At 54.9% G+C, this 25,467-nt stretch carries 24 protein-coding genes, 3 tRNA genes and 1 other RNA gene; 27 read left to right on the top strand and 1 reads right to left on the bottom strand.

Translation table 11 applies throughout. The features are described from left to right. The first annotated feature begins 6 nt into the window (after nucleotides 1-6). Genes ACR8BN_RS13575 through nei form a run of 4 tightly spaced genes read left to right on the top strand, consistent with a single transcriptional unit; the run spans nucleotide 7 to nucleotide 3,205 of the window. Nucleotides 7-735 (top strand): DUF969 domain-containing protein, encoded by a 729-nt coding sequence (locus tag ACR8BN_RS13575; RefSeq protein WP_137244462.1) that lies wholly within the window; start codon nucleotides 7-9, stop codon nucleotides 733-735. After that, nucleotides 735-1,751 (top strand): DUF979 domain-containing protein, encoded by a 1,017-nt coding sequence (locus ACR8BN_RS13570; RefSeq protein ID WP_031592206.1) that lies wholly within the window; start codon nucleotides 735-737, stop codon nucleotides 1,749-1,751. The genes ACR8BN_RS13575 and ACR8BN_RS13570 overlap by 1 nt, the downstream gene beginning before the upstream one ends. Before the next feature lie 6 nt (nucleotides 1,752-1,757). Next, entirely contained in the window at nucleotides 1,758-2,405 is a 648-nt protein-coding gene (gene pcp / locus ACR8BN_RS13565; RefSeq protein WP_434747023.1) for a pyroglutamyl-peptidase I, read from the top strand. Nucleotides 2,406-2,416: 11 nt separating this feature from the next. Continuing rightward, nucleotides 2,417-3,205, top strand: coding sequence for an endonuclease VIII (gene nei / locus ACR8BN_RS13560; RefSeq protein WP_193585857.1), 789 nt, complete (start codon nucleotides 2,417-2,419; stop codon nucleotides 3,203-3,205). A gap of 338 nt (nucleotides 3,206-3,543) precedes the next feature. Here the strand turns inward: nei and ACR8BN_RS13555 are convergent, their stop codons facing one another. Continuing rightward, nucleotides 3,544-4,827, bottom strand: a complete 1,284-nt coding sequence (locus tag ACR8BN_RS13555; protein WP_010260725.1) for a citrate synthase — start codon at nucleotides 4,825-4,827, stop codon at nucleotides 3,544-3,546. 633 nt (nucleotides 4,828-5,460) lie between these two features. Here ACR8BN_RS13555 and sdhC point away from each other — a divergent pair. The 23 genes from sdhC (at nucleotide 5,461) to ACR8BN_RS13440 (ending at nucleotide 25,275) form a co-directional block, all read left to right on the top strand. Continuing rightward, nucleotides 5,461-5,850, top strand: a complete 390-nt coding sequence (gene sdhC / locus ACR8BN_RS13550; RefSeq protein WP_029519433.1) for a succinate dehydrogenase cytochrome b556 subunit — start codon at nucleotides 5,461-5,463, stop codon at nucleotides 5,848-5,850. Then, nucleotides 5,844-6,191: a succinate dehydrogenase membrane anchor subunit gene (sdhD, locus tag ACR8BN_RS13545; protein ID WP_009091417.1), complete on the top strand. Its 348-nt coding sequence runs from the start codon at nucleotides 5,844-5,846 to the stop codon at nucleotides 6,189-6,191. The genes sdhC and sdhD overlap by 7 nt, the downstream gene beginning before the upstream one ends. Beyond that, entirely contained in the window at nucleotides 6,192-7,958 is a 1,767-nt protein-coding gene (sdhA, locus tag ACR8BN_RS13540) for a succinate dehydrogenase flavoprotein subunit (RefSeq protein WP_022626042.1), read from the top strand. 14 nt (nucleotides 7,959-7,972) lie between these two features. Next, the gene (locus ACR8BN_RS13535) at nucleotides 7,973-8,689 is read left to right on the top strand and encodes a succinate dehydrogenase iron-sulfur subunit (RefSeq protein ID WP_434747022.1); all 717 of its coding nucleotides are present in this window, start codon (nucleotides 7,973-7,975) and stop codon (nucleotides 8,687-8,689) included. Between the two features lie 200 nt (nucleotides 8,690-8,889). Continuing rightward, nucleotides 8,890-11,697, top strand: a complete 2,808-nt coding sequence (gene sucA / locus ACR8BN_RS13530; RefSeq protein WP_010260738.1) for a 2-oxoglutarate dehydrogenase E1 component — start codon at nucleotides 8,890-8,892, stop codon at nucleotides 11,695-11,697. Between the two features lie 15 nt (nucleotides 11,698-11,712). After that, the gene (gene odhB / locus ACR8BN_RS13525) at nucleotides 11,713-12,936 is read left to right on the top strand and encodes a 2-oxoglutarate dehydrogenase complex dihydrolipoyllysine-residue succinyltransferase (protein WP_064704662.1); all 1,224 of its coding nucleotides are present in this window, start codon (nucleotides 11,713-11,715) and stop codon (nucleotides 12,934-12,936) included. A 70-nt stretch (nucleotides 12,937-13,006) separates the two neighbouring features. After that, nucleotides 13,007-14,173 carry an ADP-forming succinate--CoA ligase subunit beta gene (sucC, locus tag ACR8BN_RS13520; RefSeq protein ID WP_003853151.1) on the top strand — a complete coding sequence of 389 codons (1,167 nt, stop codon included), beginning with the start codon at nucleotides 13,007-13,009 and terminating at the stop codon, nucleotides 14,171-14,173. Continuing rightward, nucleotides 14,173-15,048, top strand: a complete 876-nt coding sequence (gene sucD / locus ACR8BN_RS13515; RefSeq protein WP_434747021.1) for a succinate--CoA ligase subunit alpha — start codon at nucleotides 14,173-14,175, stop codon at nucleotides 15,046-15,048. The genes sucC and sucD overlap by 1 nt, the downstream gene beginning before the upstream one ends. A gap of 573 nt (nucleotides 15,049-15,621) precedes the next feature. Beyond that, on the top strand, nucleotides 15,622-17,193 hold the full coding sequence (cydA, locus tag ACR8BN_RS13510; protein ID WP_010260749.1) for a cytochrome ubiquinol oxidase subunit I: 1,572 nt from the start codon (nucleotides 15,622-15,624) through the stop codon (nucleotides 17,191-17,193). A gap of 11 nt (nucleotides 17,194-17,204) precedes the next feature. Beyond that, nucleotides 17,205-18,344, top strand: coding sequence for a cytochrome d ubiquinol oxidase subunit II (gene cydB / locus ACR8BN_RS13505; protein ID WP_010260752.1), 1,140 nt, complete (start codon nucleotides 17,205-17,207; stop codon nucleotides 18,342-18,344). A gap of 15 nt (nucleotides 18,345-18,359) precedes the next feature. Continuing rightward, nucleotides 18,360-18,464, top strand: coding sequence for a cytochrome bd-I oxidase subunit CydX (cydX, locus tag ACR8BN_RS13500; RefSeq protein WP_010260755.1), 105 nt, complete (start codon nucleotides 18,360-18,362; stop codon nucleotides 18,462-18,464). After that, nucleotides 18,464-18,757, top strand: a complete 294-nt coding sequence (gene ybgE, locus ACR8BN_RS13495; RefSeq protein ID WP_031593673.1) for a cyd operon protein YbgE — start codon at nucleotides 18,464-18,466, stop codon at nucleotides 18,755-18,757. The genes cydX and ybgE overlap by 1 nt, the downstream gene beginning before the upstream one ends. A 178-nt stretch (nucleotides 18,758-18,935) precedes the next feature. Then, complete coding sequence (ybgC, locus tag ACR8BN_RS13490; protein ID WP_010260759.1) at nucleotides 18,936-19,340, top strand: tol-pal system-associated acyl-CoA thioesterase; 405 nt, start codon at nucleotides 18,936-18,938, stop codon at nucleotides 19,338-19,340. Beyond that, nucleotides 19,337-20,023, top strand: a complete 687-nt coding sequence (gene tolQ / locus ACR8BN_RS13485) for a Tol-Pal system protein TolQ (protein WP_010260762.1) — start codon at nucleotides 19,337-19,339, stop codon at nucleotides 20,021-20,023. The genes ybgC and tolQ overlap by 4 nt, the downstream gene beginning before the upstream one ends. A gap of 13 nt (nucleotides 20,024-20,036) precedes the next feature. After that, a complete protein-coding gene (tolR, locus tag ACR8BN_RS13480; protein WP_010260764.1) occupies nucleotides 20,037-20,465 on the top strand; it encodes a colicin uptake protein TolR in 429 nt (142 codons plus the stop codon). A gap of 27 nt (nucleotides 20,466-20,492) precedes the next feature. Beyond that, a complete protein-coding gene (tolA, locus tag ACR8BN_RS13475) occupies nucleotides 20,493-21,794 on the top strand; it encodes a cell envelope integrity protein TolA (RefSeq protein WP_434747020.1) in 1,302 nt (433 codons plus the stop codon). Between the two features lie 115 nt (nucleotides 21,795-21,909). Continuing rightward, the gene (tolB, locus tag ACR8BN_RS13470; protein ID WP_010260769.1) at nucleotides 21,910-23,205 is read left to right on the top strand and encodes a Tol-Pal system beta propeller repeat protein TolB; all 1,296 of its coding nucleotides are present in this window, start codon (nucleotides 21,910-21,912) and stop codon (nucleotides 23,203-23,205) included. A 50-nt stretch (nucleotides 23,206-23,255) separates the two neighbouring features. Continuing rightward, on the top strand, nucleotides 23,256-23,786 hold the full coding sequence (gene pal, locus ACR8BN_RS13465; protein WP_010260771.1) for a peptidoglycan-associated lipoprotein Pal: 531 nt from the start codon (nucleotides 23,256-23,258) through the stop codon (nucleotides 23,784-23,786). A 9-nt stretch (nucleotides 23,787-23,795) separates the two neighbouring features. Beyond that, nucleotides 23,796-24,590 carry a cell division protein CpoB gene (gene cpoB / locus ACR8BN_RS13460; protein ID WP_033766697.1) on the top strand — a complete coding sequence of 265 codons (795 nt, stop codon included), beginning with the start codon at nucleotides 23,796-23,798 and terminating at the stop codon, nucleotides 24,588-24,590. 164 nt (nucleotides 24,591-24,754) lie between these two features. Then, nucleotides 24,755-24,830: transfer RNA gene (locus tag ACR8BN_RS13455), tRNA-Lys, on the top strand. 70 nt (nucleotides 24,831-24,900) lie between these two features. Next, a tRNA-Lys gene (locus ACR8BN_RS13450) sits at nucleotides 24,901-24,976 on the top strand. 46 nt (nucleotides 24,977-25,022) lie between these two features. Next, nucleotides 25,023-25,098: transfer RNA gene (locus ACR8BN_RS13445), tRNA-Lys, on the top strand. A gap of 43 nt (nucleotides 25,099-25,141) precedes the next feature. Next, a non-coding RNA gene (locus ACR8BN_RS13440) (RtT sRNA) lies at nucleotides 25,142-25,275 on the top strand. The last annotated feature ends 192 nt before the right edge of the window (nucleotides 25,276-25,467 follow it).

The raw sequence follows: 25,467 nt of genomic DNA, 5'->3' as shown, positions 1-25,467 counted from the left end.
AAATCCATGGATAGTGCAGTAAATCTCTGGCCATTACTGGGCATCGCCGCCATCGTCGTCGGCTTCCTGTTACGGTTCAATCCGGTGCTGGTGGTGATTGTCGCCGGGTTTGTGACCGGTCTTGCCGCGATGATGCCGCTGGCGGACATTCTGGAAAAGCTCGGAGCGGGTTTTCTTAACACCCGTAACCTGCCGCTGATCCTGCTGCTGCCGCTGGCGGTCATTGGCCTGCTGGAGCGTCACGGACTGAAAGAGCGGGCGCAGGCGTGGATTGCACAGATCAAAACGGCAACCGCCGGACGGCTGCTGATCGTCTATCTGTTTGTGCGCGAAATCACCGCCGCGCTGGGGTTAACCAGTCTCGGCGGACATCCGCAGATGGTGCGTCCGTTGCTGGCACCGATGGCGGAAGGGGCAACTGAAAGCCGCTATGGCGACATCTCACCTGAGCTGCGCCATCGGCTGCGCGCGATGTCAGCGGCGACCGATAATGTCGGCCTCTTCTTTGGTGAGGATATCTTCGTGGCGTTTGGCGCGATTATCTTTATGCATAATTTTATGCAGGAGTCCGCAGGGATTCAGACCGAACCGCTGCACATCGCCTTATGGGGCATTCCGACTGCCGTCGCCGCGTTCCTGATCCACTCGGCACGTCTGGTACGGTTGGATCGGCAACTGGCGCGAGAGCTGCAGCAGCTGAACCGTCAGGCGCTGAAAGCCAAAGGAGGTGAGTAATGTTCCAGCAACAATATCTGATGTGGCTGGCGGGCATTATCCTGCTGGTAGTGGCGGTGCTTTCCTGGCGTGACAGCGCGAATCCACGTCGCTTTACCACCGGCCTGTTCTGGGCCTTGTATGGCCTGGTTTTTCTGGTCGGTGACTGGACGACACAACTGATGAGCGCCTGGATGGGTTCAGATGCGGCGGGCACCCGTATGCTGCACATCGGCATCGGTGTCATTGTGGTGGTGATGGCGCTGATTGCCGGATTTGGCGGTGTCAGGCTGGGTCGCTATCATCAGCGCAGCGATGAAGAGAAACAGGCCAGTGCGCTGCGTCTGCGCAATAAACTGTTTCTGCCTGCACTGTCGATTCCGGTCGTGACCGTGGTCGGTGTGCTGGCGTTTAACCATATTCCCGGTTTGCAGGATGCGGTGTTCGGCCCCGGTAACCACGCCACGCTGGTGACGCTGTTTTCAATGATGGTCGGCTGTGTGATTGGCTGGCTGGTGGCGTTAAAACTGACCCACGAGAAACCGGTGCAGTCGATGCAGGAGACCCGTCGCCTGCTGGATTCGATTGGCTGGGCCTTTATCCTGCCGCAGATCCTCGCCACCCTGGGGCTGCTGTTTACCAGCGCGGGCGTGGGCAGTGCTATTTCGCATCTGACAGAAACCTGGCTGGCGGTGGATAATCGCTTTGTCGCGGTCACCGTCTATGCCGTTGGGATGGCGCTGTTAACCATGATCATGGGTAATGCTTTTGCGGCGTTTCCGATTATCACCGCAGGCGTCGGCATCCCGATTCTGGTGTTGCAGCACGGCGGAAACCCGGCAGTGATGGCGGCAATTGGCATGTTCTCCGGCTACTGCGGCACGCTGATGACGCCGATGGCGGCCAACTTCAATATCGTCCCGGCGGCCCTGCTGGAACTGCCCGATCGTAACGCGGTGATCAAGGCTCAGATTCCGACCGGTGTGCTACTGTTAATCGTTAATATTTTCCTGCTCTATTTCCTGATGTTCCTGTGAGGTTGCATGAAAACTGTCCTGATGACCGCCTTTGAACCTTTTGGCGGTGAAACGATTAACCCTTCATGGGAAGCGGTGCGCGCACTGGAAGGCAAACAGATTAGCGGGGCGACGATAGTGATCCGCCAGTTGCCGGTGGTATTCAGCGACGTACTCAGGGTGCTGAATCAGGCGCTGGAAGAGGTGAAACCGGATGCGATTCTGTCGGTGGGGCAGGCGGGCGGGCGAAGCGACATTACCGTTGAACGTATTGGTATTAATGTTGATGACGCCCGTATCCCGGACAACGAAGGTCACCAGCCGGTGGATGAGCCCGTTGTAGCAGGCGGCCCGGCAGCCTATTTTTCCCGTCTGCCCATCAAAGCGATTGTGGCGGCGTTGCGTGAAGCGGGGATCCCCGCTTCAGTGTCGCAAACGGCGGGCACCTTTACCTGTAACCGCGTAATGTACGGCCTGCTGCACTGGCTTGAGCAGCATCACAGTCCGGTGCGGGGAGGTTTTATCCATATTCCTTATCTGCCTGAACAGGCGGCGCAGCATCCGGGCGCACCGAGCATGGCGCTGGCGTCCATTATTCAGGCGCTGGAAATTGCGGTAAAGGTCACGCTGGAGACCGGCGAGGATATTAAACAGGCTGGCGGCGCCACCCATTAAGAGGATGAACGATGCCTGAAGGACCGGAAATTCGCCGCGTGGCGGATAAACTTGAAGACGCCATTGTGGGTCAGCCCTTAACGGAAGCATGGTTCGCGTTTCCTCAGCTCAAGACCTATGAACCAGCGTTGATTGGTGAGCAGGTTAATGCGATTGAGACGCGGGGTAAAGCGCTGCTGACTCATTTCAGCAATGGCCTGACGCTCTACAGCCATAACCAGCTTTATGGTGTCTGGCGCATTGTAAAACCTGATACCGAACTCAATTCCACCCGTCAGCTGCGGGTGAGACTGGCGACGGCGGGCAAAGCGATTCTGCTCTACAGCGCCTCAGATATTGAGCTGCTCAATGCGGATACGCTGGCGGCGCATCCGTTTCTTAATCGTATCGGGCCGGATGTGCTGAACAGTGCGCTGACAGTGGAAGAGGTGAAAGAGCGGCTGCTGTCACCCCGTTTCCGGCGGCGGCAGTTCAGTGGTCTGCTGCTGGATCAGGCTTTTCTGGCCGGGCTGGGAAACTACCTGCGTGCCGAAATTCTGTGGCTGGCACAGTTGCTGCCGCAGCATCGGGCGCAGGATCTTAGTAACGATCAGCTGACCGCTTTCAGCGAGGCGCTGCTTTCAGTGCCGCGCCATGCCTATCGGATGCGTGGAACCATGAAGAAATATCATGAGGAAGCGGCGTTTCAGTTTGAGGTGTTTCATCGGCAGGGCAAAGAATGCCGGCGCTGTGGCACGGTGATTGAGAAGGGCACGCTTTCATCACGGCCGTTTTACTGGTGTCCGGGTTGTCAGAGATAGGCACTTGAAGAAAGCAAAAGCGGGGTAGTGTAGTTCTGGTCTGCGGTGAGATCGAGCCTGCTCAGGAAACACAGTCAGATCGGAAAGACGCAAAAGCCGTCATCCCTGACCTGCTCGGCCCGCGCGATTACGCACCTCATCCGTGAGGTGCGCCCGTAGCCGGGTAAACGCTTTGCGTTATTCAAAAACGCTCCCGGCGTTTTTGTCCATGGCGCGGGACGCTTTCCTCTTCTGACCGTGTTCCCTGCGCGTTAAACTTCTTCATTGCTGCCAGATGCGCCCTTATGTGGGCTTCTCAACTGGCTGAGCGGAGATCCCTCTCCGCTATCCACTGAACCTTACTTTTTCAGCTGTGAGCTGAATTCGCGCTCGGTATAACCGGTGTAGAGCTGACGCGGACGGGCAATCTTCATGCCTTCGTCGTGCATCTCTTTCCAGTGTGCAATCCAGCCAACAGTACGGGCCATCGCGAAGATCACCGTAAACATGGAGGATGGAATACCCATCGCTTTCAGAATGATACCGGAGTAGAAGTCCACGTTTGGATAGAGTTTACGCTCAATGAAGTACGGGTCGTTCAGCGCAATGTGTTCCAGCTCCATCGCCACTTCCAGCAGATCATCCTTCATACCCAGCTCATTCAGGACTTCATGGCAGGTATCGCGCATTACGGTCGCGCGTGGATCGTAGTTTTTGTAGACGCGGTGACCAAAGCCCATCAGACGGAAGGAGTCATTTTTGTCTTTGGCACGTTTAACAAATTCCGGAATGTGCTCAACGGTGCTGATCTCTTCCAGCATACGCAGGGTCGCTTCGTTGGCACCGCCGTGCGCCGGTCCCCACAGGGAGGCGATCCCGGCGGCGATACAGGCAAACGGATTCGCGCCGCTTGAACCAGCGGTACGAACGGTAGAGGTTGAGGCGTTCTGCTCATGGTCAGCATGCAGGATCAGGATGCGGTCCATGGCGCGTTCCAGTACCGGATTCACTTTGTACTCTTCGCACGGCGTGGCAAACATCATGTGCAGGAAGTTACCCGCATAGGAGAGATCGTTGCGCGGGTAGACAAACGGCTGGCCGATAGAATATTTGTAACACATTGCTGCCATGGTCGGCATTTTAGAAAGCAGACGGAACGCTGCGATTTCGCGGTGGCGCTCAATGTTTACATCCAGCGAATCGTGGTAAAACGCAGCCAGTGCACCAGTAACACCGCACATTACCGCCATCGGATGCGAATCGCGACGGAAGCCGTGGAACAGGCGGGTAATCTGCTCATGAATCATGGTGTGGCGCGTAACCGTGGTGCGGAACTCATCAAACTGTTTCTGGTTTGGTGCTTCGCCGTTCAGCAGAATGTAGCAGACTTCCAGATAGTTAGAGTGGGTCGCCAGCTCAGAAATAGGGAAACCACGGTGCAGCAGGATACCTTCATCCCCATCGATAAAGGTGATTGCAGATTCGCAGGACGCGGTAGACGTAAAACCGGGATCGAAGGTGAACAGGCCACTTGAACCCAGAGTGCGGACATCAACGACATCCTGGCCCAGCGTACCTTTCAGCACGTCCAGTTCAATAGATGTTCCATCTTGCAGGGTTAGCGTTACTTTTTTATCTGTCATTTTCGTCTCCATAGCGCCTTATGTAGGTAAGGATCTTTAGACACCTGAAACGCGTTCATGTTGCGGTTGGCAAAACTACACAGTATCACTCTGCGGGGATAAAACGGGTGCAGGGTACAGAGTGAGCGGCGCGTTCCCAGCGGGAACCGGTGAGCCATGGACATGCTGCATATCGCGGTTGTTAAAGATCCGGTCAGGACATAACTTCTTGGTAACCAATAACCTGATGCTTTTTAATGCTCATTATCGCAATGTTACATAACTTGCGCTTAGGGGAAAGTGTATCCCCATAACTTTTGCGCATCATAGGAATTTACAGGCTTAGTTTGTAACTGAATTGTTGAACTATTGTCAAATCAGATAATTAAAATTGTATCAATTGTGAAAATCGTGAGTAGGATCACTGTTCCACCTAAAATATACCAAAGAGTTTGTAGGGGAATTGTAATCAGAATGTGATCCTCCTATACTCCAGGCAGGTCTCCGGAACACCCTGACACCAGGAGCCACCCAGCGTTTACTACCGCGTCAATTAACACTGGATGTTGCTTTTTTGGTGACGGTTAAAGTCTGCCACGCGTTGTGATTAGACTCCGCCTCAGGTCCGGAGGAAGCAAAATAAAAAAGAGCTGTGTGGGCAAAACCGTGAAAAAACAAAGACCTGTCAACTTGGATCTCTCGACGATCCGGTTTCCCGTTACTGCAATATCGTCCATTCTTCACCGCGTTTCCGGCGTAATCACATTGGTTGCCATTGGCATCCTGCTGTGGCTGCTCGGTCTCTCTCTCTCCTCTCCTGAAGGTTTCCAGCACGCTGCGTCCATTATGGATGGCTTCTTCGCGAAGTTCATCATGTGGGGCATCTTAACGGCGCTGGCCTATCACGCGGTGAGCGGGATTCGTCATATGTTGATGGATTTTGGTTATCTGGCCGAAACGCTGCAGGTTGGTAAGCGTTCCGCTCATATGACTTTTGTGATCACTGTCGTGCTGGCAATTCTGGCGGGAGTCCTCGTATGGTAAGCAATGCATCCGCATTGGGTCGCAACGGCATTCAGGACTGGCTGCTGCTGCGGGCAACTGCAATTCTCATTACGCTCTACATCGTCTACATCCTCGGTTTCGTGGTGATGACAGACACGCTGACTTATGACCTGTGGCGTGGCTTCTTCGCTTCCGCATTCACCAAAGTGTTCACGCTGCTGACGCTGTTCTCCATTCTGATCCACGGCTGGATTGGCATGTGGCAGGTGTTAACAGACTACGTTAAATCACTGCCAACCCGCTTGTTGTTGCAGTTTGTGATTGTCGTAGCGCTGTTGTGGTATGCGATTTATGGATTTGTTGTGGTGTGGGGTGTGTAAATGAGTTTGCCAATCAGAGAGTTCGATGCCGTGGTAATCGGCGCAGGTGGCGCAGGAATGCGAGCCGCACTGCAAATCTCCCAGGGCGGCCAGAGCTGTGCCCTGTTATCTAAAGTTTTCCCAACCCGTTCCCACACCGTATCTGCGCAGGGCGGTATTACCGTTGCGCTGGGTAATACCCATGAAGATAACTGGGAATGGCACATGTACGACACCGTCAAAGGTTCCGACTATATCGGTGACCAGGACGCGATTGAATATATGTGTAAAACCGGCCCGGAAGCGATTCTGGAACTGGAACACATGGGTTTACCTTTCTCGCGTCTGGAAGATGGTCGTGTCTATCAGCGTCCGTTTGGTGGCCAGTCAAAAAATTTCGGTGGCGAGCAGGCGGCACGTACGGCGGCTGCGGCTGACCGTACCGGTCACGCATTGCTGCACACTCTTTATCAGCAGAACCTGAAAAACAAAACCACTATCTTCTCTGAGTGGTATGCACTGGATCTGGTGAAAAACGCCGATGGCGCAGTCGTGGGTTGTACCGCTATCTGCATCGAAACCGGCGAAACCGTTTATTTCAAAGCGAAAGCGACCATTCTGGCCACCGGCGGCGCGGGCCGTATCTATCAGTCCACCACCAATGCACACATCAACACCGGTGACGGCGTAGGTATGGCACTGCGTGCGGGCGTACCGGTGCAGGATATGGAGATGTGGCAGTTCCACCCAACCGGTATCGCCGGTGCGGGCGTGCTGGTCACCGAGGGCTGCCGTGGTGAAGGCGGCTATCTGCTGAACAAACATGGCGAACGCTTCATGGAGCGTTATGCGCCGAACGCCAAAGATCTGGCGGGCCGCGACGTGGTTGCGCGCTCAATGATGATTGAAATCCGTGAAGGTCGCGGCTGTGATGGCCCGTGGGGTCCACATCTCAAACTGAAACTGGATCATCTGGGTAAAGAGGTGCTTGAGTCACGTCTGCCTGGCATCCTTGAGCTGTCACGCACCTTTGCGCACGCCGATCCGATTAAAGAGCCGATTCCGGTCATTCCGACCTGCCACTACATGATGGGCGGTATTCCGACCAAAGTGACCGGCCAGGCACTGCGCGTCAATGAGCAGGGCGAAGATGTGGTGATTCCAGGCCTGTTCGCCGTCGGTGAAATCGCCTGCGTATCGGTGCATGGTGCCAACCGTCTGGGCGGTAACTCACTGCTCGACCTGGTGGTCTTTGGCCGTGCAGCGGGCCTGCATCTGCTGGCGAGTATTCAGGAGCAGGGCGACCTGCGTGATGCCACAGAAGATGAGATCGCCGGGGCGATGGCGCGTTTCAACCGCTGGGAAAATAACACCACGGGTGAAGATCCGGTTGAGATTCGTAAAGCGCTGCAACGCTGCATGCAGAATAACTTCTCGGTATTCCGTGAAGGCGAAGCGATGGCACAGGGTCTGGAAGAGCTGAAAGAGATTCGCCAGCGCCTGAAGTCAGCGCGTCTGGATGACCGCTCACCGGATTTCAACACCCAGCGTATTGAGTGCCTGGAGCTGGATAACCTGATGGAGACGGCCTTTGCCACGGCGGTAGCGGCTAACTATCGCACCGAAAGCCGCGGTGCGCACAGTCGCTTCGACTTCCCGGATCGTGATGATGAAAACTGGCTGTGCCACAGTCTTTATGTCCCGGAAACCGAAAGCATGACGCGCCGTGAGGTGAACATGCAGCCGAAACTGCGCGCGGCCTTCCCGCCGAAAGTGCGTACCTACTAATTTCGGAGACGATCATGAGACTCGAGTTTTCAATTTATCGCTACAATCCGGACGTCGATGACAAACCGCGCATGCAGGATTACACCCTGGAAGCGGAAGATGGTCGCGACATGATGCTGCTGGACGCACTGATTCGCCTGAAAGAGAAAGATCCGACCCTGGCGTTTCGTCGCTCCTGTCGTGAAGGCGTTTGCGGTTCCGATGGCCTGAACATGAACGGTAAAAACGGACTGGCCTGCATTACGCCCGTCTCGGCGCTGGGCAACGGCAAACAGAAAATTGTTATCCGTCCGCTGCCAGGTTTACCGGTGGTGCGTGACCTGGTTATAGACATGAGCCAGTTTTATGCACAGTATGAGAAAATTAAGCCTTTCCTGTTGAATAATGGGGAAAATCCACCAGCTCGTGAACATCTGCAGTCGCCGGATGAGCGTGAACACCTGGATGGCCTGTACGAATGTATACTCTGTGCCTGCTGCTCAACCTCATGCCCATCATTCTGGTGGAATCCTGAGAAGTTCATCGGTCCTGCTGGCCTGCTGGCCGCGTACCGCTTCCTGATTGACAGCCGCGACACCGAAACCGATGCGCGTCTCGACAATCTGAATGATGCTTTCAGCGTATTCCGCTGCCATAGCATCATGAACTGTGTGAGCGTATGTCCGAAAGGGCTGAACCCGACGCGCGCCATCGGCCATATCAAGTCGATGCTGTTGCAGCGCGGCGCATAAGCAGTTTCTGCCGGGAACCTCAGGTTCCCGGTGTTTTACGGAAGCCTTTGTAAGCGCGGTGATTACCACGTTTACAAAGGTTCCCTTACGGGCCACGCGCGCTGCGCAAAGTGCTCGTATCGCTGAACTCACTACGGCAAACCGCGAAAGCGGCAACAAATGAAACCTCAAAAAAGCATAGCAATGCTTAAGGGATCACAATGCAGAACAGCGCGATGAAGCCCTGGCTGGACTCTTCCTGGCTGGCCGGCGCGAATCAGTCTTACATAGAGCAGCTCTATGAGGATTTCCTGACCGATCCTGACTCTGTCGATGCAGTGTGGCGCTCGATGTTCCAGCAGTTACCGGGCACCGGAATGAAACCTGAGCAGTTTCACTCCACCACACGTGAGTACTTCCGTCGCCTGGCGAAAGACGCATCTCGTTACACCTCATCTGTCTCCGATCCTGAAACCAACTCCAAGCAAGTAAAAGTGCTGCAGCTGATTAACGCGTTTCGTTTCCGCGGTCATCAGCACGCCAATCTTGACCCGCTTGGTCTGTGGAAACAGGACCGGGTAGCCGATCTCGATCCCGCTTTTCACGATCTGACCGAGGCCGATTTTCAGGAAAGCTTTAACGTCGGCTCTTTTGCCATTGGCAAAGAGACCATGAAGCTGGCCGAACTGTTCGAGGCGCTGACTCAGACTTACTGCGGCTCGATCGGTGCAGAATATATGCACATCAACAACACTGATGAGAAACGCTGGATTCAGCAGCGTCTTGAGTCAGTCGCGGGCCGTGCAGCCTTCAGCAATGAAGAGAAAAAAGGTTTCCTGAAAGAGCTGACCGCGGCCGAAGGGCTGGAAAAATATCTCGGAGCGAAATTCCCGGGTGCCAAACGCTTCTCGCTGGAAGGCGGCGATGCACTGGTTCCGATGCTGCGCGAAATGATCCGTCATGCCGGTAAGAGCGGAACCCGTGAAGTGGTACTGGGTATGGCGCACCGTGGCCGTCTCAACGTGCTGATCAACGTGCTGGGTAAAAAGCCACAGGATCTGTTCGACGAGTTCGCCGGTAAGCACAAAGAGCATCTGGGCACCGGTGACGTGAAGTACCACATGGGCTTCTCCTCTGACGTGGAAACCGAAGGCGGCCTGGTTCACCTGGCGCTGGCGTTTAACCCGTCGCACCTGGAGATCGTCAGCCCGGTGGTGATGGGTTCAGTACGTGCCCGTCTGGATCGTCTGGATGAGCCAGCCAGCAATAAAGTCTTACCGATCACCATTCATGGTGATGCGGCCGTGATTGGCCAGGGCGTGGTTCAGGAAACCCTGAACATGTCACAGGCGCGCGGTTATGAAGTGGGCGGTACCGTTCGCATCGTCATCAACAACCAGGTTGGCTTCACCACCTCCAACCCGAAAGATGCGCGTTCGACCCCTTACTGCACCGATATCGGCAAAATGGTGCTGGCACCGATTTTCCACGTCAATGCTGACGATCCGGAAGCGGTCGCGTTTGTGACCCGTCTGGCGCTTGACTATCGCAACACCTTTAAGCGTGATGTGTTTATCGATCTGGTCTGCTATCGCCGTCATGGTCACAACGAGGCGGATGAGCCAAGTGCGACCCAGCCGCTGATGTACCAGAAAATCAAAAAACACCCGACGCCGCGTAAAATCTATGCCGACCGTCTGGAAGGTGAAGCCATTGCCACGCAGGAAGATGCGACCGAAATGGTCAATCTCTACCGTGATGCGCTGGATGCGGGTGAGTGTGTGGTGCCGGAATGGCGTCCAATGAGCCTGCACTCCTTTACCTGGTCACCTTACCTGAATCATGAGTGGGATGAACCTTACCCGGCTCAGGTCGACATGAAACGTCTGAAGGAGCTGGCGCTGCGTATCAGCCAGGTGCCTGAAGAGGTGGAAGTGCAGTCGCGTGTTGCCAAGATTTACAACGACCGTCGTCTGATGGCTGAAGGCGAGAAAGCCTTTGACTGGGGCGGCGCGGAAAACCTGGCATATGCCACGCTGGTTGATGAAGGTATTCCGGTACGTCTGTCGGGTGAAGATACCGGTCGCGGTACCTTCTTCCATCGTCACGCGGTAGTGCATAACCAGGCGAACGGCTCAACCTATACCCCTCTGCACCACGTGCACAGCGGTCAGGGCCAGTTCAAAGTCTGGGACTCCGTACTGTCAGAAGAGGCGGTACTGGCCTTTGAATATGGTTATGCCACCGCAGAGCCGCGCATCCTGACCATCTGGGAAGCGCAGTTTGGTGACTTCGCCAACGGCGCACAGGTTGTTATCGACCAGTTCATCAGCTCCGGTGAGCAGAAGTGGGGCCGGATGTGTGGCCTGGTGATGCTGCTGCCGCACGGTTATGAAGGTCAGGGGCCAGAGCACTCCTCTGCGCGCCTGGAGCGTTATCTGCAACTCTGCGCTGAGCAGAACATGCAGGTCTGCGTGCCGTCTACCCCTGCGCAGGTTTACCATATGCTGCGTCGTCAGGCGCTGCGCGGTATGCGCCGTCCGCTGATTGTGATGTCGCCGAAATCACTGCTGCGTCATCCGCTGGCGATCTCCACGCTGGATGAACTGGCTAACGGCAGCTTCCAGCCTGCAATTGGCGAAGTCGATGATCTGGATCCGCAGGGCGTGAAACGCGTCGTACTGTGCTCCGGTAAAGTCTATTACGACCTGCTGGAGCAGCGTCGTAAAAATGAGCAGACCGATGTGGCTATCGTGCGCATCGAACAGCTCTATCCGTTCCCGCATCACGCGGTACAGGAAGCATTAAAAGCGTATGCTCACGTGCAGGATTTTGTCTGGTGTCAGGAAGAGCCACTGAATCAGGGCGCCTGGTATTGCAGTCAGCATCATTTCCGTGAAGTTGTGCCGTTTGGTGCCACTTTACGTTATGCAGGCCGCCCGGCATCCGCCTCACCGGCCGTGGGTTACATGTCCGTACACCAACAACAGCAGCAAGACCTGGTTAATGACGCGCTGAACGTTAATTAATTAAAAGGAAAGATAATGAGTAGCGTAGATATTCTCGTTCCCGACCTGCCTGAATCGGTTGCCGATGCCTCTGTGGCAACCTGGCATAAAAAACCAGGCGATGCAGTCACTCGCGATGAAGTGCTGGTCGAAATCGAAACTGACAAAGTTGTGCTGGAAGTGCCAGCCTCTGCGGACGGTATCCTTGAAGCCGTTCTGGAAGAAGAGGGCGCCACCGTCACTTCCCGCCAGATCCTGGGTCGTCTGAAAGAGGGCAACAGCGCCGGTAAAGAGAGCAGCGCGAAGTCTGAAAGCAAAGAGTCTACCCCGGCTCAGCGTCAGACTGCGTCACTGGAAGAAGAGAGCAACGATGCGCTCAGCCCGGCTATCCGCCGTCTGATTGCAGAGCACAATCTTGATGCCTCGCAGATCAAAGGCAGCGGTGTCGGCGGTCGTCTGACCCGTGAAGATGTTGAAAAACATCTGGCCAACAAACCGCAGGCTGCCAAAGCCGCTGCACCAGTTGCTGATGCGGCCGCCGCGCAGCAGCCAGTGGCTAACCGCAGCGAAAAACGCGTGCCGATGACCCGTCTGCGTAAGCGTGTTGCCGAGCGTCTGCTGGAAGCGAAGAACAGCACCGCGATGCTGACCACCTTCAACGAAATCAACATGAAGCCCATCATGGATCTGCGTAAGCAGTATGGTGAGGCCTTCGAGAAGCGTCACGGTGTACGTCTGGGCTTTATGTCCTTCTACATCAAAGCGGTTGTTGAAGCGCTGAAACGCTATCCGGAAGTGAATGCTTCTATCGATGGTGAAGATGTGGTTTACCACAACTACTTCGACGTCAGCATTGCGGTCTCTACGCCACGTGGTCTGGTTACACCAGTCCTGCGTGACGTGGATGCGCTGAGCATGGCGGACATCGAGAAGAAAATCAAAGAGCTGGCAGTGAAAGGCCGTGACGGCAAACTGACAGTCGACGATCTGACCGGCGGTAACTTTACCATTACCAACGGCGGCGTCTTTGGTTCACTGATGTCTACCCCGATCATCAACCCACCGCAGAGCGCCATCCTGGGCATGCACGCCATCAAAGATCGCCCGATGGCGGTCAATGGTCAGGTTGTGGTGCTGCCAATGATGTATCTGGCGCTCTCCTACGACCACCGTCTGATCGATGGCCGTGAATCAGTTGGTTATCTGGTTGCAGTGAAAGAGATGCTGGAAGATCCGGCGCGCCTGCTGCTGGATGTCTGATTTTCACCGGGCGCGCCTTGCCGCGCGCCCAACCTCATTACTCTTTTCAGACCTGAATGGATAGAACATCATGAACTTACACGAATACCAGGCGAAACAACTGTTTGCACGGTATGGCATGCCGGCACCAACGGGTTACGCCTGCACTACACCACGTGAAGCGGAAGAAGCAGCCTCTAAAATTGGCGCAGGCCCGTGGGTAGTTAAATGTCAGGTTCATGCCGGTGGCCGCGGTAAAGCGGGCGGTGTGAAAGTGGTTAACAGCAAAGAAGAGATTCGCGCATTTGCTGAAAACTGGCTGGGCAAACGCCTGGTCACCTATCAGACAGACGCAAACGGCCAGCCGGTAAACCAGATTCTGGTTGAAGCGGCGACCGATATCGATCAGGAGCTCTATCTGGGCGCAGTGGTCGATCGCGCAACGCGTCGCGTAATTTTCATGGCCTCAACTGAAGGCGGCGTGGAAATAGAAAAAGTGGCGGAAGAGACCCCGCACCTGATCCACAAAATGGCGCTGGATCCACTGACTGGCCCGCAGCCTTATCAGGGTCGTGAGCTGGCGTTCAAACTTGGCCTGACCGGCAAGCTGGTTGGCCAGTTCACCAAGATCTTCATGGGTCTGGCGACACTGTTCCTGGAGCGCGATCTGGCGATGGTTGAGATCAACCCGCTGGTGATCACCAAACAGGGCGACCTGATCTGCCTGGATGGCAAACTGGGTGCCGATGGCAATGCCCTGTTCCGTCAGCCAGAGCTGCGCGAAATGCGCGATCCAAGCCAGGAAGATCCGCGTGAAGCCCATGCGACACAGTGGGAACTGAACTATGTTGCGCTGGAAGGCAACATCGGTTGTATGGTTAACGGCGCAGGTCTGGCGATGGGCACCATGGACATCGTTAAACACCACGGCGGTCAACCGGCCAACTTCCTTGATGTCGGCGGCGGCGCAACCAAAGAGCGCGTGACCGAAGCCTTCAAAATCATCCTGTCTGACGATGCGGTTAAAGCCGTATTCGTTAACATCTTCGGCGGTATCGTACGCTGCGACCTGATTGCCGACGGCATCATCGGCGCAGTCGCTGAAGTGGGTGTGAACGTGCCAGTTGTGGTACGTCTGGAAGGTAACAACGCCGAGCTGGGCGCCCAGAAACTGGCGGACAGCGGTCTGAACATCATTGCAGCAACCAGCCTGACAGACGCCGCACAGCGTGTTGTTGCTGCCGCGGAGGGTAAATAATGTCCATTCTGATCGACAAAAACACCAAAGTCATTTGCCAGGGTTTCACCGGTGGCCAGGGGACTTTCCATTCTGAGCAGGCGCTGGCATACGGCACCCAACTGGTTGGCGGCGTGACGCCAGGCAAAGGTGGCACGACCCATCTCGGCCTGCCGGTGTTCAACACCGTTCGCGAAGCGGTAGAAGCAACAGGCGCGACCGCCACCGTGATCTACGTTCCGGCTCCTTTCTGTAAAGATGGCATCCTGGAAGCGATCGACGCGGGCATCAAACTGATTATCACCATCACCGAAGGCATCCCGACCCTGGATATGCTGACCGTGAAAGTGAAGCTGGATGAAGCAGGCGTGCGGATGATCGGTCCAAACTGCCCAGGCGTTATCACCCCAGGCGAATGTAAAATCGGCATCATGCCGGGTCACATTCACCAGCCGGGCCGCGTCGGTATCGTGTCACGTTCAGGCACCCTGACCTATGAAGCGGTTAAGCAGACCATGGACATCGGCTACGGCCAGTCAACCTGCGTTGGCATCGGTGGTGACCCGATCCCAGGCTCTAACTTCATCGACATCCTGAAAATGTTCCAGGATGATCCACAGACTGAAGTTATCGTAATGATCGGTGAGATCGGCGGTAGCGCAGAAGAAGAAGCTGCAGCCTTCATTAAAGAGCACGTGACCAAGCCGGTTGTAGGCTACATTGCTGGCGTCACCGCGCCGAAAGGCAAGCGTATGGGCCATGCTGGCGCCATCATTGCCGGTGGTAAAGGTACAGCAGATGAGAAATTTGCTGCGCTGGAAGCGGCTGGCGTGAAGACCGTCCGCAGCCTGGCGGATATCGGTGACGCAGTTAAAGCCGTATTACCGGCTAAATAAGTCAGCGTCATCTGAGACTAAGCCACCTTCGGGTGGCTTTTTTTATGCCTGAAATGAGAGGCATAACGCAGGAAGCTAAAGAGAAGAGTGCGCGGTTAAATAACCGGCCCGCGGCTTATCACGTTAAGGAAAAGTGTCAAAGGTAAATTATTTCTTCGCGCTTTATTTCATTACTGACATCTCATTAACAAGAAACCTACCTGACCCTATCTGGAAACTTATTGCGTTAATCCAGATCAATTAATCGCGACTTATATCCAACTATATCTCTGGCAAAGCGCAACGCTAAGGGCGTAAATTGCGCTGCATCAATCCAGCCTTTTACACAAATTTTCAAACGTCTGCTCAACCCGGGATTACACCCGCTTTCCTCCTGTTAAAGCACGCGTTAATGAAAGCGCTGATTGACAATTTTCTGAGCTGCTTCATTCGCTACTCGCCTGTTCGGGCAGCTCACAGACCTGTTCTGCGGGTAATAAAAAACTGGAATCAATAAACAGCCGTTGCTGACTCTGATTGCGTTCGATCTGTTCGCGCGCGTGACGGAGGCAAAGCGAGGAGCAAGGAGTCCTTATGTTAGATATCGTCGAGCTGTCGCGGTTACAGTTTGCCTTAACGGCGATGTACCATTTTCTGTTCGTCCCTTTAACGCTGGGTATGGCGTTTTTGCTGGCGATCATGGAAACGGTATATGTCCTGAGCGGCAAACAAATCTATAAAGATATGACGAAGTTCTGGGGCAAGTTATTTGGTATTAACTTTGCGCTGGGTGTCGCCACCGGCCTGACCATGGAATTTCAGTTCGGGACTAACTGGTCATATTACTCTCACTACGTCGGCGATATCTTCGGCGCGCCGCTCGCCATTGAAGGTCTGATGGCGTTCTTCCTGGAATCCACCTTTGTTGGCCTGTTCTTTTTTGGCTGGGATCGCCTGGGCAAAGTGCAGCACCTCGCAGTCACCTGGCTGGTGGCGCTGGGCTCAAACATGTCGGCGCTGTGGATTCTGGTGGCTAACGGCTGGATGCAGAATCCGATCGCCTCTGAGTTCAACTTCGAAACCATGCGCATGGAGATGGTCAGCTTCTCAGAGCTGGTGCTGAACCCGGTCGCGCAGGTGAAATTCGTTCACACTGTGGCAGCTGGTTACACCACCGGTGCGATGTTTATTATGGGCATCAGCGCCTGGTACATGCTGAAAGGCCGTGATTTCGCCTTTGCTAAACGCTCGTTCGCTATCGCAGCCAGCTTTGGCATGGCGGCGGTACTGTCAGTCATCGTTCTGGGCGATGAGTCAGGGTACGAAATGGGTGACGTGCAGAAAACCAAACTGGCCGCTATCGAAGCGGAGTGGGAAACCCAGCCGGCACCGGCGTCGTTTACCCTGTTTGGCCTGCCCGATCAGGCAACTCAGGAGAACCGATACGCAGTACAGATCCCCTGGCTGCTGGGCCTGATCGCCACCCGATCAACCGATACGCCGGTCACCGGCCTGAAAGATCTGATGGCACAGCATGAAGTGCGCATCCGCAACGGCATGAAAGCCTATGCCCTGCTGAATGAGCTACGCGGTGGCAGCCAGGATCCGGCGGTGCGTGACGCGTTCAACAGTCATAAACAGGATCTCGGCTACGGTCTGCTGCTGAAGCGTTATACCGACAACGTGGCTGATGCGACCGAAGCGCAGATTAAACAGGCGACGCAGGACTCTATCCCGCGTGTCGCCCCGCTGTATTTCGCCTTCCGCATCATGGTGCTGTGTGGCGTACTGCTGCTGGGCATTATCGCACTGGCGTTCTGGAGCGTACTGCGTAACCGCATCGGTAAAAATCGCTGGTTACTGAAAGCGGCGCTGTTTGGTATTCCGCTGCCGTGGATCGCTATCGAATCAGGCTGGTTTGTGGCGGAGTATGGTCGTCAGCCCTGGGCTATCGGTGAAGTGCTGCCGACTGCGGTGGCCAACTCCTCCCTGACCGTTGGCGATCTGCTGTTCTCCATGATCCTGATCTGCGGACTCTACACAATGTTCCTGGTGGCTGAGATGTACCTGATGTTCAAATTCGCCCGTCTTGGGCCGAGCAGCCTGAAAACCGGGCGTTATCATCATGAGCAGATCACGGCAATCACCCAGCCGGTACAGGGATAAGGAGAGCGACCATGTTTGATTATGAAGTTCTGCGCTTTGTCTGGTGGCTGTTGATTGGCGTACTGCTGATTGGCTTTGCCGTCGCAGATGGTTTTGATATGGGTGTCGGGATGCTGACACGCATTCTGGGCCGGAATGATACTGAACGGCGTATCATGATTAACAGTATCGCCCCACACTGGGACGGTAACCAGGTCTGGCTGATCACCGCAGGTGGCGCGCTGTTTGCCGCCTGGCCGATGGTTTACGCGGCAGCCTTCTCTGGCTTCTACGTGGCGATGATTCTGGTGCTCGCGTCGCTGTTCTTCCGTCCGGTTGGCTTCGATTACCGCTCGAAGATTGAAGATAATCGCTGGCGCGGTGCCTGGGACTGGGGGATTTTCATTGGCAGCTTCGTGCCGCCGCTGGTGATTGGCGTAGCGTTTGGCAACCTGTTACAGGGCGTGCCGTTCCATGCCGATGAGTATCTGCGCCTGTTCTATACCGGTAACTTCTTCCAGCTGCTGAATCCGTTTGGTCTGCTGGCAGGTGTGGTCAGTGTGGCGATGATTCTGGCGCAGGGTGCAACCTATCTGCAGATGCGCACTACCGGCGAACTGCATCTGCGTTCACGCACCGCAGCACAACTTGCCGCCCTGGTGATGATGGTCTGCTTTATCCTGGCGGGCGTCTGGGTGAAATATGGTATCGATGGTTATGTGGTGACCAGCACCATGGATCACTTCGCTGCTTCTAACCCACTGGGCAAAACCGTGGTGCGCGAAGCGGGTGCCTGGATGGTCAACTTCCAGAACCATCCTGTGCTGTGGCTGTTCCCGCTGCTGGGCGCTGTGCTGCCGCTGCTGACCATACTCTGCTCGCGGGTTGAGAAGGGCGCCTGGGCATTCCTGTTCTCCTCACTGACGCTGGCCTGCGTCATCATGACAGCCGGCATTGCGATGTTCCCGTTCATCATGCCATCCAGCACGGTGCCGGGTGTGAGCCTGACCATGTGGGACGCAACGTCCAGCCTGCTGACGCTGCAAACTATGACCGTTGCCGCCGCTATCTTTGTGCCGATCATTCTGGCCTACACCACCTGGTGCTACTGGAAGATGTTTGGTCGTATCACCAAAGAGCATATTGAAAGCAACAGTCACTCACTCTATTAATTAAGGAGACGTCGCATGTGGTATTTTGCCTGGATTCTCGGCACGTTGCTGGCCTGTGCCTTTGGTATCGTGACCGCGCTGGCGATTGAGCACATTGAAGCGCAGGATGAGCCTCACTGATGCGAACGCCAATTCGGATGCTGTATGATCTGATGGATAAGGGCCCGTTACGGGCCCTTTCACTGCTGCTGGCGCTGCTGACCGCAGGCGGCGTGATGTGGGATCCGACACGCTTTGCCAGTCAGGCAGGCCAGTTACCGGCTCTGCAGGGTCTGGTGCTGATCTGGGCGGTCTGCAGTGGGGTGATCCACGGTGTGGGCTTCCGGCCACAGCAAACCCGATGGCAGGCGCTGTTTGCCCCGTTACCCGCCATGCTGGTGCTGTTTATTGCGCTTTACCGTTTTTATCTTTAAGACCCCGCCTCATCGGCGCTGTCAGTGAATTTTTGTCAGCGTCTGGTCAATTAATCTCCCTGAAATCGTTCCGTTTGTTACGGAGCGATAATTATTTTCGCCTGGCTCTGACGAGCCATTCCCAACCCCAATTCTCTTGCGTATAGTAACAACGTTTAAAACGAGGCCGGGATGTAGAGTGAGTACAACGCTGTTTCGCTGGCCGGTTCGGGTCTACTACGAAGATACTGATGCCGGTGGTGTGGTTTATCACGCCAGCTATATCGCTTTTTATGAACGAGCACGTACTGAAATGTTGCGACAGCACCATTTCAATCAGCAGACGCTGTTAGAACAGCAGATCGCTTTTGTGGTACGGCGTATATCGGTGGACTATCTGGCGGCGGCGCGTCTTGATGACCTTCTGGAGATCCAGAGCGAGGTCACATCAATGACACGGGCTACCATGACGTTCACTCAGCGTATCGTGAATACTGAAGGCAAAGTGCTCAATGAGGCAGAAGTCCTGATTGCCTGCATTAACCCACATCTAATGAAGCCGATTGCGCTTCCCAAGTCTATTGTCGCGGAGTTCAAGCAGTGACTGACATGAACATTCTTGATTTGTTCCTGAAGGCGAGCCTTCTGGTCAAACTTATCATGTTGATTTTGATCGGCTTTTCTATTGCCTCCTGGGCCATCATTATTCAGCGCACACGTATTCTGAATGCGGCGGGAAGAGAAGCGGAGGCGTTTGAAGACAAATTCTGGTCCGGCATCGAACTCTCGCGCCTCTATCAGGAGAGCCAGGAGCGCCGTGAAGAACTGGGCGGTTCGGAGCAGATTTTCTATTCTGGCTTTAAAGAGTTCGCCCGCCTGCATCGCGCCAACAGCCATGCGCCGGAAGCGGTCATTGATGGTGCGAGCCGTGCGATGCGTATCTCAATGAACCGTGAGCTGGAAGCGCTGGAAAACCACATCCCATTCCTCGGCACCGTCGGTTCTATCAGCCCTTATATCGGACTGTTCGGCACCGTCTGGGGGATCATGCACGCGTTTATCGCACTGGGTGCCGTGAAGCAGGCAACCCTGCAGATGGTTGCACCGGGTATCGCTGAAGCGTTGATTGCGACCGCTATCGGTCTGTTTGCCGCGATTCCGGCGGTGATGGCGTACAACCGTCTGAACCAGCGCGTGAACAAACTGGAGCAGGGCTACGACAACTTCATGGAAGAGTTCACTGCCATTCTGCATCGCCAGGCTTTCTCCAGCGATAGCGCTAAGTAAATAGAGGTTAATGATGGCCAGAGTACGTGGTCGCAAACGCCGCGACCTGAAGTCGGAAATCAACATCGTTCCGCTACTGGACGTCCTGTTGGTGCTGTTGCTGATCTTCATGGCAACGGCGCCCATTATTACCCAGAGCGTGGAAGTGGATCTGCCTGATGCGACCGATTCGAAAACCGTTGCCAGCGATGATAATCCACCGGTGATTGTCGAAGTGGCGGGCGTGGGTCAGTACAGCCTGGTCGTGGATCACGATCGTATGGATCAACTTCCGCCAGAGCAGGTAATCAGCGAAGCGCAGCGTCGACTGGAAGCGAATCCTAAGACGGTCTTTTTGATCGGGGGCGCGAAAGAGGTGCCTTACGATGAAATTATTAAAGCGCTCAACCTGCTGCACCAGGCGGGTGTTAAATCTGTCGGTTTGATGACGCAGCCGATTTAAAATCGAACCGTTTTTTGGGAACCGAGTGTGTCGAAGGCAACCGAGCAAAACGAGAAGTTAAAGCGCGCGATAATCATTTCGGTGATTCTGCATATCGTGCTGATCGCGCTGCTGATTTGGAGCTCGTTTAATGAGCACATTGACGCCAGCAGTGCGGGTGGCGGAGGCAGTGATATTGATGCAGTGATGGTCGATCCCGGTGCCGTCGTGAGTCAATACAATCGTCAGCAGAACCAGCAAAGTGACAGCCAGCGGGCTGAGCAGCAGCGTAAAAAGCAGGCGCAGCAGCAGGCTGAAGAGCTGCAACAGAAACAGGCTGCTGAACAGCAGCGTCTGAAAGCGCTGGAAAAAGAGCGTTTAGCCGCGCAGGAAACCGCGAAAGAAGAGGCGAAACAGCAGGCTGAGCAGCAGAAAGCTGCCGAAGACGCTGCTAAGCAGGCGCAGGAGCAGCAAAAAACGGCGGAAGCGACGGCTGCCAAAGCCAAAGCGGATGCAAAAGCTCAGGCAGATGCGCAGGCAAAAGCCGCGGCTGAGCAGGCGAAACAGGCCGCAGCCGAAGCAAAGAAGCAGGCTGATCAGCAGGCGAAAGCCGCCGCTGCCGCTGCAGCAAAAGAGAAAGCCGTTGCGGAAGCGAAGGCGAAATCTGAAGCGGATGCGAAAGCTGCGGCTGAGGCCAAAGTGAAAGCGGCGGCGGATGCCAAAGCCAAAGCGGCTGAAGAGGCTAAACAAAAAGCAGCTGAGGCCAAAGAAAAAGCCGCAGAGGCGGCGAAAGAGAAAGCCGCAGAAGCAGCAAAAGAGAAAGCGGAAGCGGCTAAAGAGGCCGCCAAAGAGAAGGCGGAAGCTGCCGCCAAAGCGAAAGCCGATGCCGCGGCGAAAGCCAAAGCCGATGCTGCCGCAAAGGCCAAAGCGGATGCTAAAGCGAAAGCCGCCGCCGATGCTGCCAACGACAGCGATGTCGATGATTTGCTGGGTGGACTCGCTTCCGGTAAAAATGCGCCGAAAAGCGGCACCTCTGGCGGCGCAGCAGGGCAGGGAAACCAGAAGAAAGCGGGTGCATCAGGCGCGGAAATCAACTCCTACATGGGTCAGGTTGTGAGTGCGATTCAGAGCCGATTCTATGATGCGGATCTGTATCGCGGAAAAACCTGTGATTTGCGGATTAAACTTGCGCCTGATGGCTTGTTGATTGATGTTAAGTCAGAGGGTGGCGATCCCGCGCTCTGTCAGGCCGCGATTGCTGCCGCAAAACAGGCACGTATTCCGAAGCCGCCTTCGCAGGCGGTCTACGAAGTGTTTAAAAACGCCCCAATGCGTTTTAAACCGCAATAATGCAGTAACGGGCGGCAAGTTGATCTATGTTTAGCGTGCCGTACTTAAGTTGTACTCGTGGTTTCCAGGAACAGTGCCAATTATCGTGGACTGAGGTTCAGATAAGGGAGATAAAATGAAGCAAGCTCTTCGCGTTACGTTAGGCTTTTTTATCCTGCTGTGGGCAGCCATGCTGCATGCAGAAGTTCGAATTGAGATCACCCAGGGTGTCAACACTGCGCGCCCGATTGGCGTGGTGCCGTTTAAATGGGCCGGTGCTGGCGCAGCGCCGGAAGATATCGGCGGCATCGTTGCAGCTGACCTGCGCAACAGTGGCAAATTTAATCCACTGGATCGCTCGCGTCTGCCACAGCAGCCTGCCAGCGCGCAGGAAGTTCAGCCTGCCGCGTGGAGTGCTCTCGGCATTGATGCCGTGGTCGTCGGTCAGGTCGCGTCTAACCCGGATGGCAGCTATCAGGTTTCGTACCAGCTGGTCGACACCGGCGGTGCACCAGGTACCGTGCTGGCACAAAACAGTTATAAAGTGACGAAGCAGTGGCTGCGTTATGCCGCTCACACGGCCAGTGACGAAACGTTCCTGAAGCTGACCGGCATCAAGGGCGCTTTCCGTACCCGTATCGCCTATGTGGTGCAGACCAACGGCGGCCAGTTCCCGTATGAACTGCGCGTTGCTGACTACGATGGTTACAACCAGTTTGTCGTGCATCGTTCACCACAGCCTCTGATGTCGCCAGCCTGGTCTCCGGATGGCAGCAAAGTCGCTTACGTGACCTTTGAAAGCGGCAAATCTGCGCTGGTGGTTCAGACGCTGTCGAACGGCGCTATCCGTCAGATCGCCTCCTATCCACGTCACAACGGTGCCCCAGCGTTCTCGCCGGATGGCTCTAAACTGGCGTTCGCGCTTTCTAAAACCGGCAGCCTGAACCTCTATGTGATGGATCTGGCCTCAGGTCAGACGCGTCAGATTACCGATGGTCGCTATAACAGCACCGAACCGACCTGGTTCCCGGACAGCCAGACGCTGGCTTACACCTCCGATCAGGCTGGTGCTCCACAAATCTACAAAGTCGGACTTAACGGTGGCGCGCCACAACGTATTACCTGGGAAGGTGGTCAGAACCAGGATGCGGATGTCGCAACAGATGGTAAGTCTATGGTGATGATTAGCACCAACGGTGGTGCTCAACACGTCGCCAAACAGGATCTGGAAACGGGAGCCGTTCAAACGTTAACGGACACGTTCCTGGATGAAACGCCGAGCCTGGCACCCAATGGCACAATGGTAATCTACAGCTCTACTCAGGGTATGGGTTCCGTGTTGCAGTTGGTTTCTACCGACGGCCGTTTCAAAGCGCGTCTTCCGGCAACTGATGGACAGGTAAAATTTCCTGCCTGGTCGCCGTATCTGTAATGTCTGACAGTTCAGACATCACAAACAATAAACAATAATGGGATTTTGAAATGCAACTGAACAAAGTGCTGAAGGGTTTGATGCTGGCTCTGCCGGTTCTGGCAGTAGCGGCTTGTAGCTCACACAAGAACAACAACAATGACCAGACTGGCATGGGCGCTGATGGCGGCGCTTACGGTGCAAATTCTGGCATGAACGGCAACGGCGGCAACATGTCTTCTGACGAGCAGGCTCGTCTGCAGATGCAGCAGCTGCAGCAGAACAACATCGTGTACTTCGGCCTGGACAAGTATGACGTTCAGTCTGATTACGCACAGATGCTGGATCAGCATGCAACCTTCCTGCGCAGCAACCCGTCATACAAAGTGACCATCGAAGGTCATGCGGATGAGCGCGGTACGCCGGAATACAACATCGCCCTGGGCGAACGTCGTGCTAACGCGGTTAAAATGTACCTGCAGGGCAAAGGCGTGTCGGCTGATCAGATGTCTATCGTATCTTACGGTAAAGAGAAGCCAGCCGTTCTGGGTCATGACGAAGCAGCCTATTCTAAAAACCGTCGTGCCGTTCTGGTCTACTAAGAGAATCACATGGTTAGTAACTTCAGACATCACCTGTTGAGTCTGTCGTTACTGATTGGCGTAGCGGCCCCCTGGGCCGCTAATGCCCAAGCGTCAATCAGTAGCGTTGGCTCCGGCTCGGTCGAAGACCGTGTCACCACTCTTGAACGAATTTCTAATGCCCAGGCTCAGCTGATGCAGCAATTGCAGCAGCAGATGAGCGATAACCAGCGTGATATCGACGCGCTGCGTGGGCAAATCCAGCAAAACACGTATCAGTTGAATCAGGTGGTTGAGCGGCAGAAGCAGCTTTACCAGCAGATTGACAGCCTGAGCAGCGCCAGCACCAGCGGCGGTCAGCAGGCAGCCGGCAGCAATGCCGCAGCGGATACCGGCGCAGCAGCAACCGCAGGCGCGGCAGCATCATCGGATAGCGCACCTGCGCAGACCGGTGACGCTAACAGCGATTACAATGCGGCTGTGGCGCTGATTCTGGAGAAGAAACAGTATGATCAGGCGATCAGCGCGCTCCAGGCGTGGGTAAAACGTTACCCGGATTCGACCTATCAGCCGAACGCCAATTACTGGCTGGGACAGCTGAACTATAACAAAGGCAAAAAGGACGACGCGGCTTACTATTACGCCACGGTAGTGAAAAACTATCCGAAGTCGCCGAAAGCTGCAGAAGCGTTGTTGAAAGTGGGCGTCATCATGCAGGAGAAAAAAGACACAGCGAAAGCTAAAGCGGTCTTCCAGCAGGTGATCAAACTTTATCCAGACACTGAATCTGCTAAGCAGGCGCAAAAACGTCTGACCAGTCTGTAATCTGTACGGTTCAGGCCAGATATCGTGTGATTTCTGGTCTTGCCGTATGAAAGGTAAGCAACTGAAGCATTTAGCAGAAATAAGAGTTGCGCTACCTCGCTAAATCAGTAATATATGCCGCCGTTGCCGGGACACATTGCAAAGTGTCTGGTAAGCCTGAAGATGGGTCGTTAGCTCAGTTGGTAGAGCAGTTGACTTTTAATCAATTGGTCGCAGGTTCGAATCCTGCACGACCCACCATCTTCCTCAGACGCGCTTTTACCGCGCAGTTTTAAGAAGAACACTTCAGCATTGCTTCACAACCTAAGATGGGTCGTTAGCTCAGTTGGTAGAGCAGTTGACTTTTAATCAATTGGTCGCAGGTTCGAATCCTGCACGACCCACCATCTTATCTCAGCCGCCTGGCGTGTTGAACGGTTGTAAGCCCCCAGCGGGTCGTTAGCTCAGTTGGTAGAGCAGTTGACTTTTAATCAATTGGTCGCAGGTTCGAATCCTGCACGACCCACCAATTAAGAAAAAAGCGCCCTCAGGGCGCTTTTTTCGTTTCTGCAGCACTGCGTTCCTCGTGCAGGGTGAGAACCTGCAGCAGGTTCGACTGAATCGCCAGGCGATTCAGGCTGATGCGACAGCATCACCCGAAGGGCGAGGCCCCGGATGGGCCGAGGCAATCCTGCACGACCCACCAATTAAGAAAAAAGCGCCCTCAGGGCGCTTTTTTCGTTTCTGCGGTATCTGATTACTTTTTCAAAGCAAAACGTCATTGGTTTTTGAAGTTGTGAGCAAACTCCGGCCCGTTACGCTGTGAGATCGAGCCTGCGCAGAGAACAGGGTCAGATCGGAAAGACGCTGAAGCCAATCCATGACATGCTCGGCCCGC

This window comes from Pantoea sp. Lu_F5_004 (genome assembly GCF_051136245.1).
In the GTDB taxonomy this organism is placed as follows: domain Bacteria; phylum Pseudomonadota; class Gammaproteobacteria; order Enterobacterales; family Enterobacteriaceae; genus Pantoea; species Pantoea agglomerans.
This window is presented reverse-complemented; position numbering and strand designations above follow the sequence as displayed.

Bases quoted from the DNA above. Each gene is read 5' to 3' on its own strand.
- ACR8BN_RS13575 (WP_137244462.1), top strand. From the start codon at position 7: ATGGATAGTGCAGTAAATCTCTGGCCATTACTGGGCATCGCCGCCATC.
- ybgE (WP_031593673.1), top strand. From the start codon at position 18,464: ATGCGAACGCCAATTCGGATGCTGTATGATCTGATGGATAAGGGCCCG.
- cpoB (WP_033766697.1), top strand. From the start codon at position 23,796: ATGGTTAGTAACTTCAGACATCACCTGTTGAGTCTGTCGTTACTGATT.
- sdhA (WP_022626042.1), top strand. From the start codon at position 6,192: ATGAGTTTGCCAATCAGAGAGTTCGATGCCGTGGTAATCGGCGCAGGT.
- odhB (WP_064704662.1), top strand. From the start codon at position 11,713: ATGAGTAGCGTAGATATTCTCGTTCCCGACCTGCCTGAATCGGTTGCC.
- cydA (WP_010260749.1), top strand. From the start codon at position 15,622: ATGTTAGATATCGTCGAGCTGTCGCGGTTACAGTTTGCCTTAACGGCG.
- pal (WP_010260771.1), top strand. From the start codon at position 23,256: ATGCAACTGAACAAAGTGCTGAAGGGTTTGATGCTGGCTCTGCCGGTT.
- nei (WP_193585857.1), top strand. From the start codon at position 2,417: ATGCCTGAAGGACCGGAAATTCGCCGCGTGGCGGATAAACTTGAAGAC.
- cydX (WP_010260755.1), top strand. From the start codon at position 18,360: ATGTGGTATTTTGCCTGGATTCTCGGCACGTTGCTGGCCTGTGCCTTT.
- sdhD (WP_009091417.1), top strand. From the start codon at position 5,844: ATGGTAAGCAATGCATCCGCATTGGGTCGCAACGGCATTCAGGACTGG.
- sucA (WP_010260738.1), top strand. From the start codon at position 8,890: ATGCAGAACAGCGCGATGAAGCCCTGGCTGGACTCTTCCTGGCTGGCC.
- sucC (WP_003853151.1), top strand. From the start codon at position 13,007: ATGAACTTACACGAATACCAGGCGAAACAACTGTTTGCACGGTATGGC.
- tolB (WP_010260769.1), top strand. From the start codon at position 21,910: ATGAAGCAAGCTCTTCGCGTTACGTTAGGCTTTTTTATCCTGCTGTGG.
- ACR8BN_RS13535 (WP_434747022.1), top strand. From the start codon at position 7,973: ATGAGACTCGAGTTTTCAATTTATCGCTACAATCCGGACGTCGATGAC.
- cydB (WP_010260752.1), top strand. From the start codon at position 17,205: ATGTTTGATTATGAAGTTCTGCGCTTTGTCTGGTGGCTGTTGATTGGC.
- ACR8BN_RS13555 (WP_010260725.1), bottom strand. From the start codon at position 4,827: ATGACAGATAAAAAAGTAACGCTAACCCTGCAAGATGGAACATCTATT.
- tolR (WP_010260764.1), top strand. From the start codon at position 20,037: ATGGCCAGAGTACGTGGTCGCAAACGCCGCGACCTGAAGTCGGAAATC.
- ACR8BN_RS13570 (WP_031592206.1), top strand. From the start codon at position 735: ATGTTCCAGCAACAATATCTGATGTGGCTGGCGGGCATTATCCTGCTG.
- sucD (WP_434747021.1), top strand. From the start codon at position 14,173: ATGTCCATTCTGATCGACAAAAACACCAAAGTCATTTGCCAGGGTTTC.
- pcp (WP_434747023.1), top strand. From the start codon at position 1,758: ATGAAAACTGTCCTGATGACCGCCTTTGAACCTTTTGGCGGTGAAACG.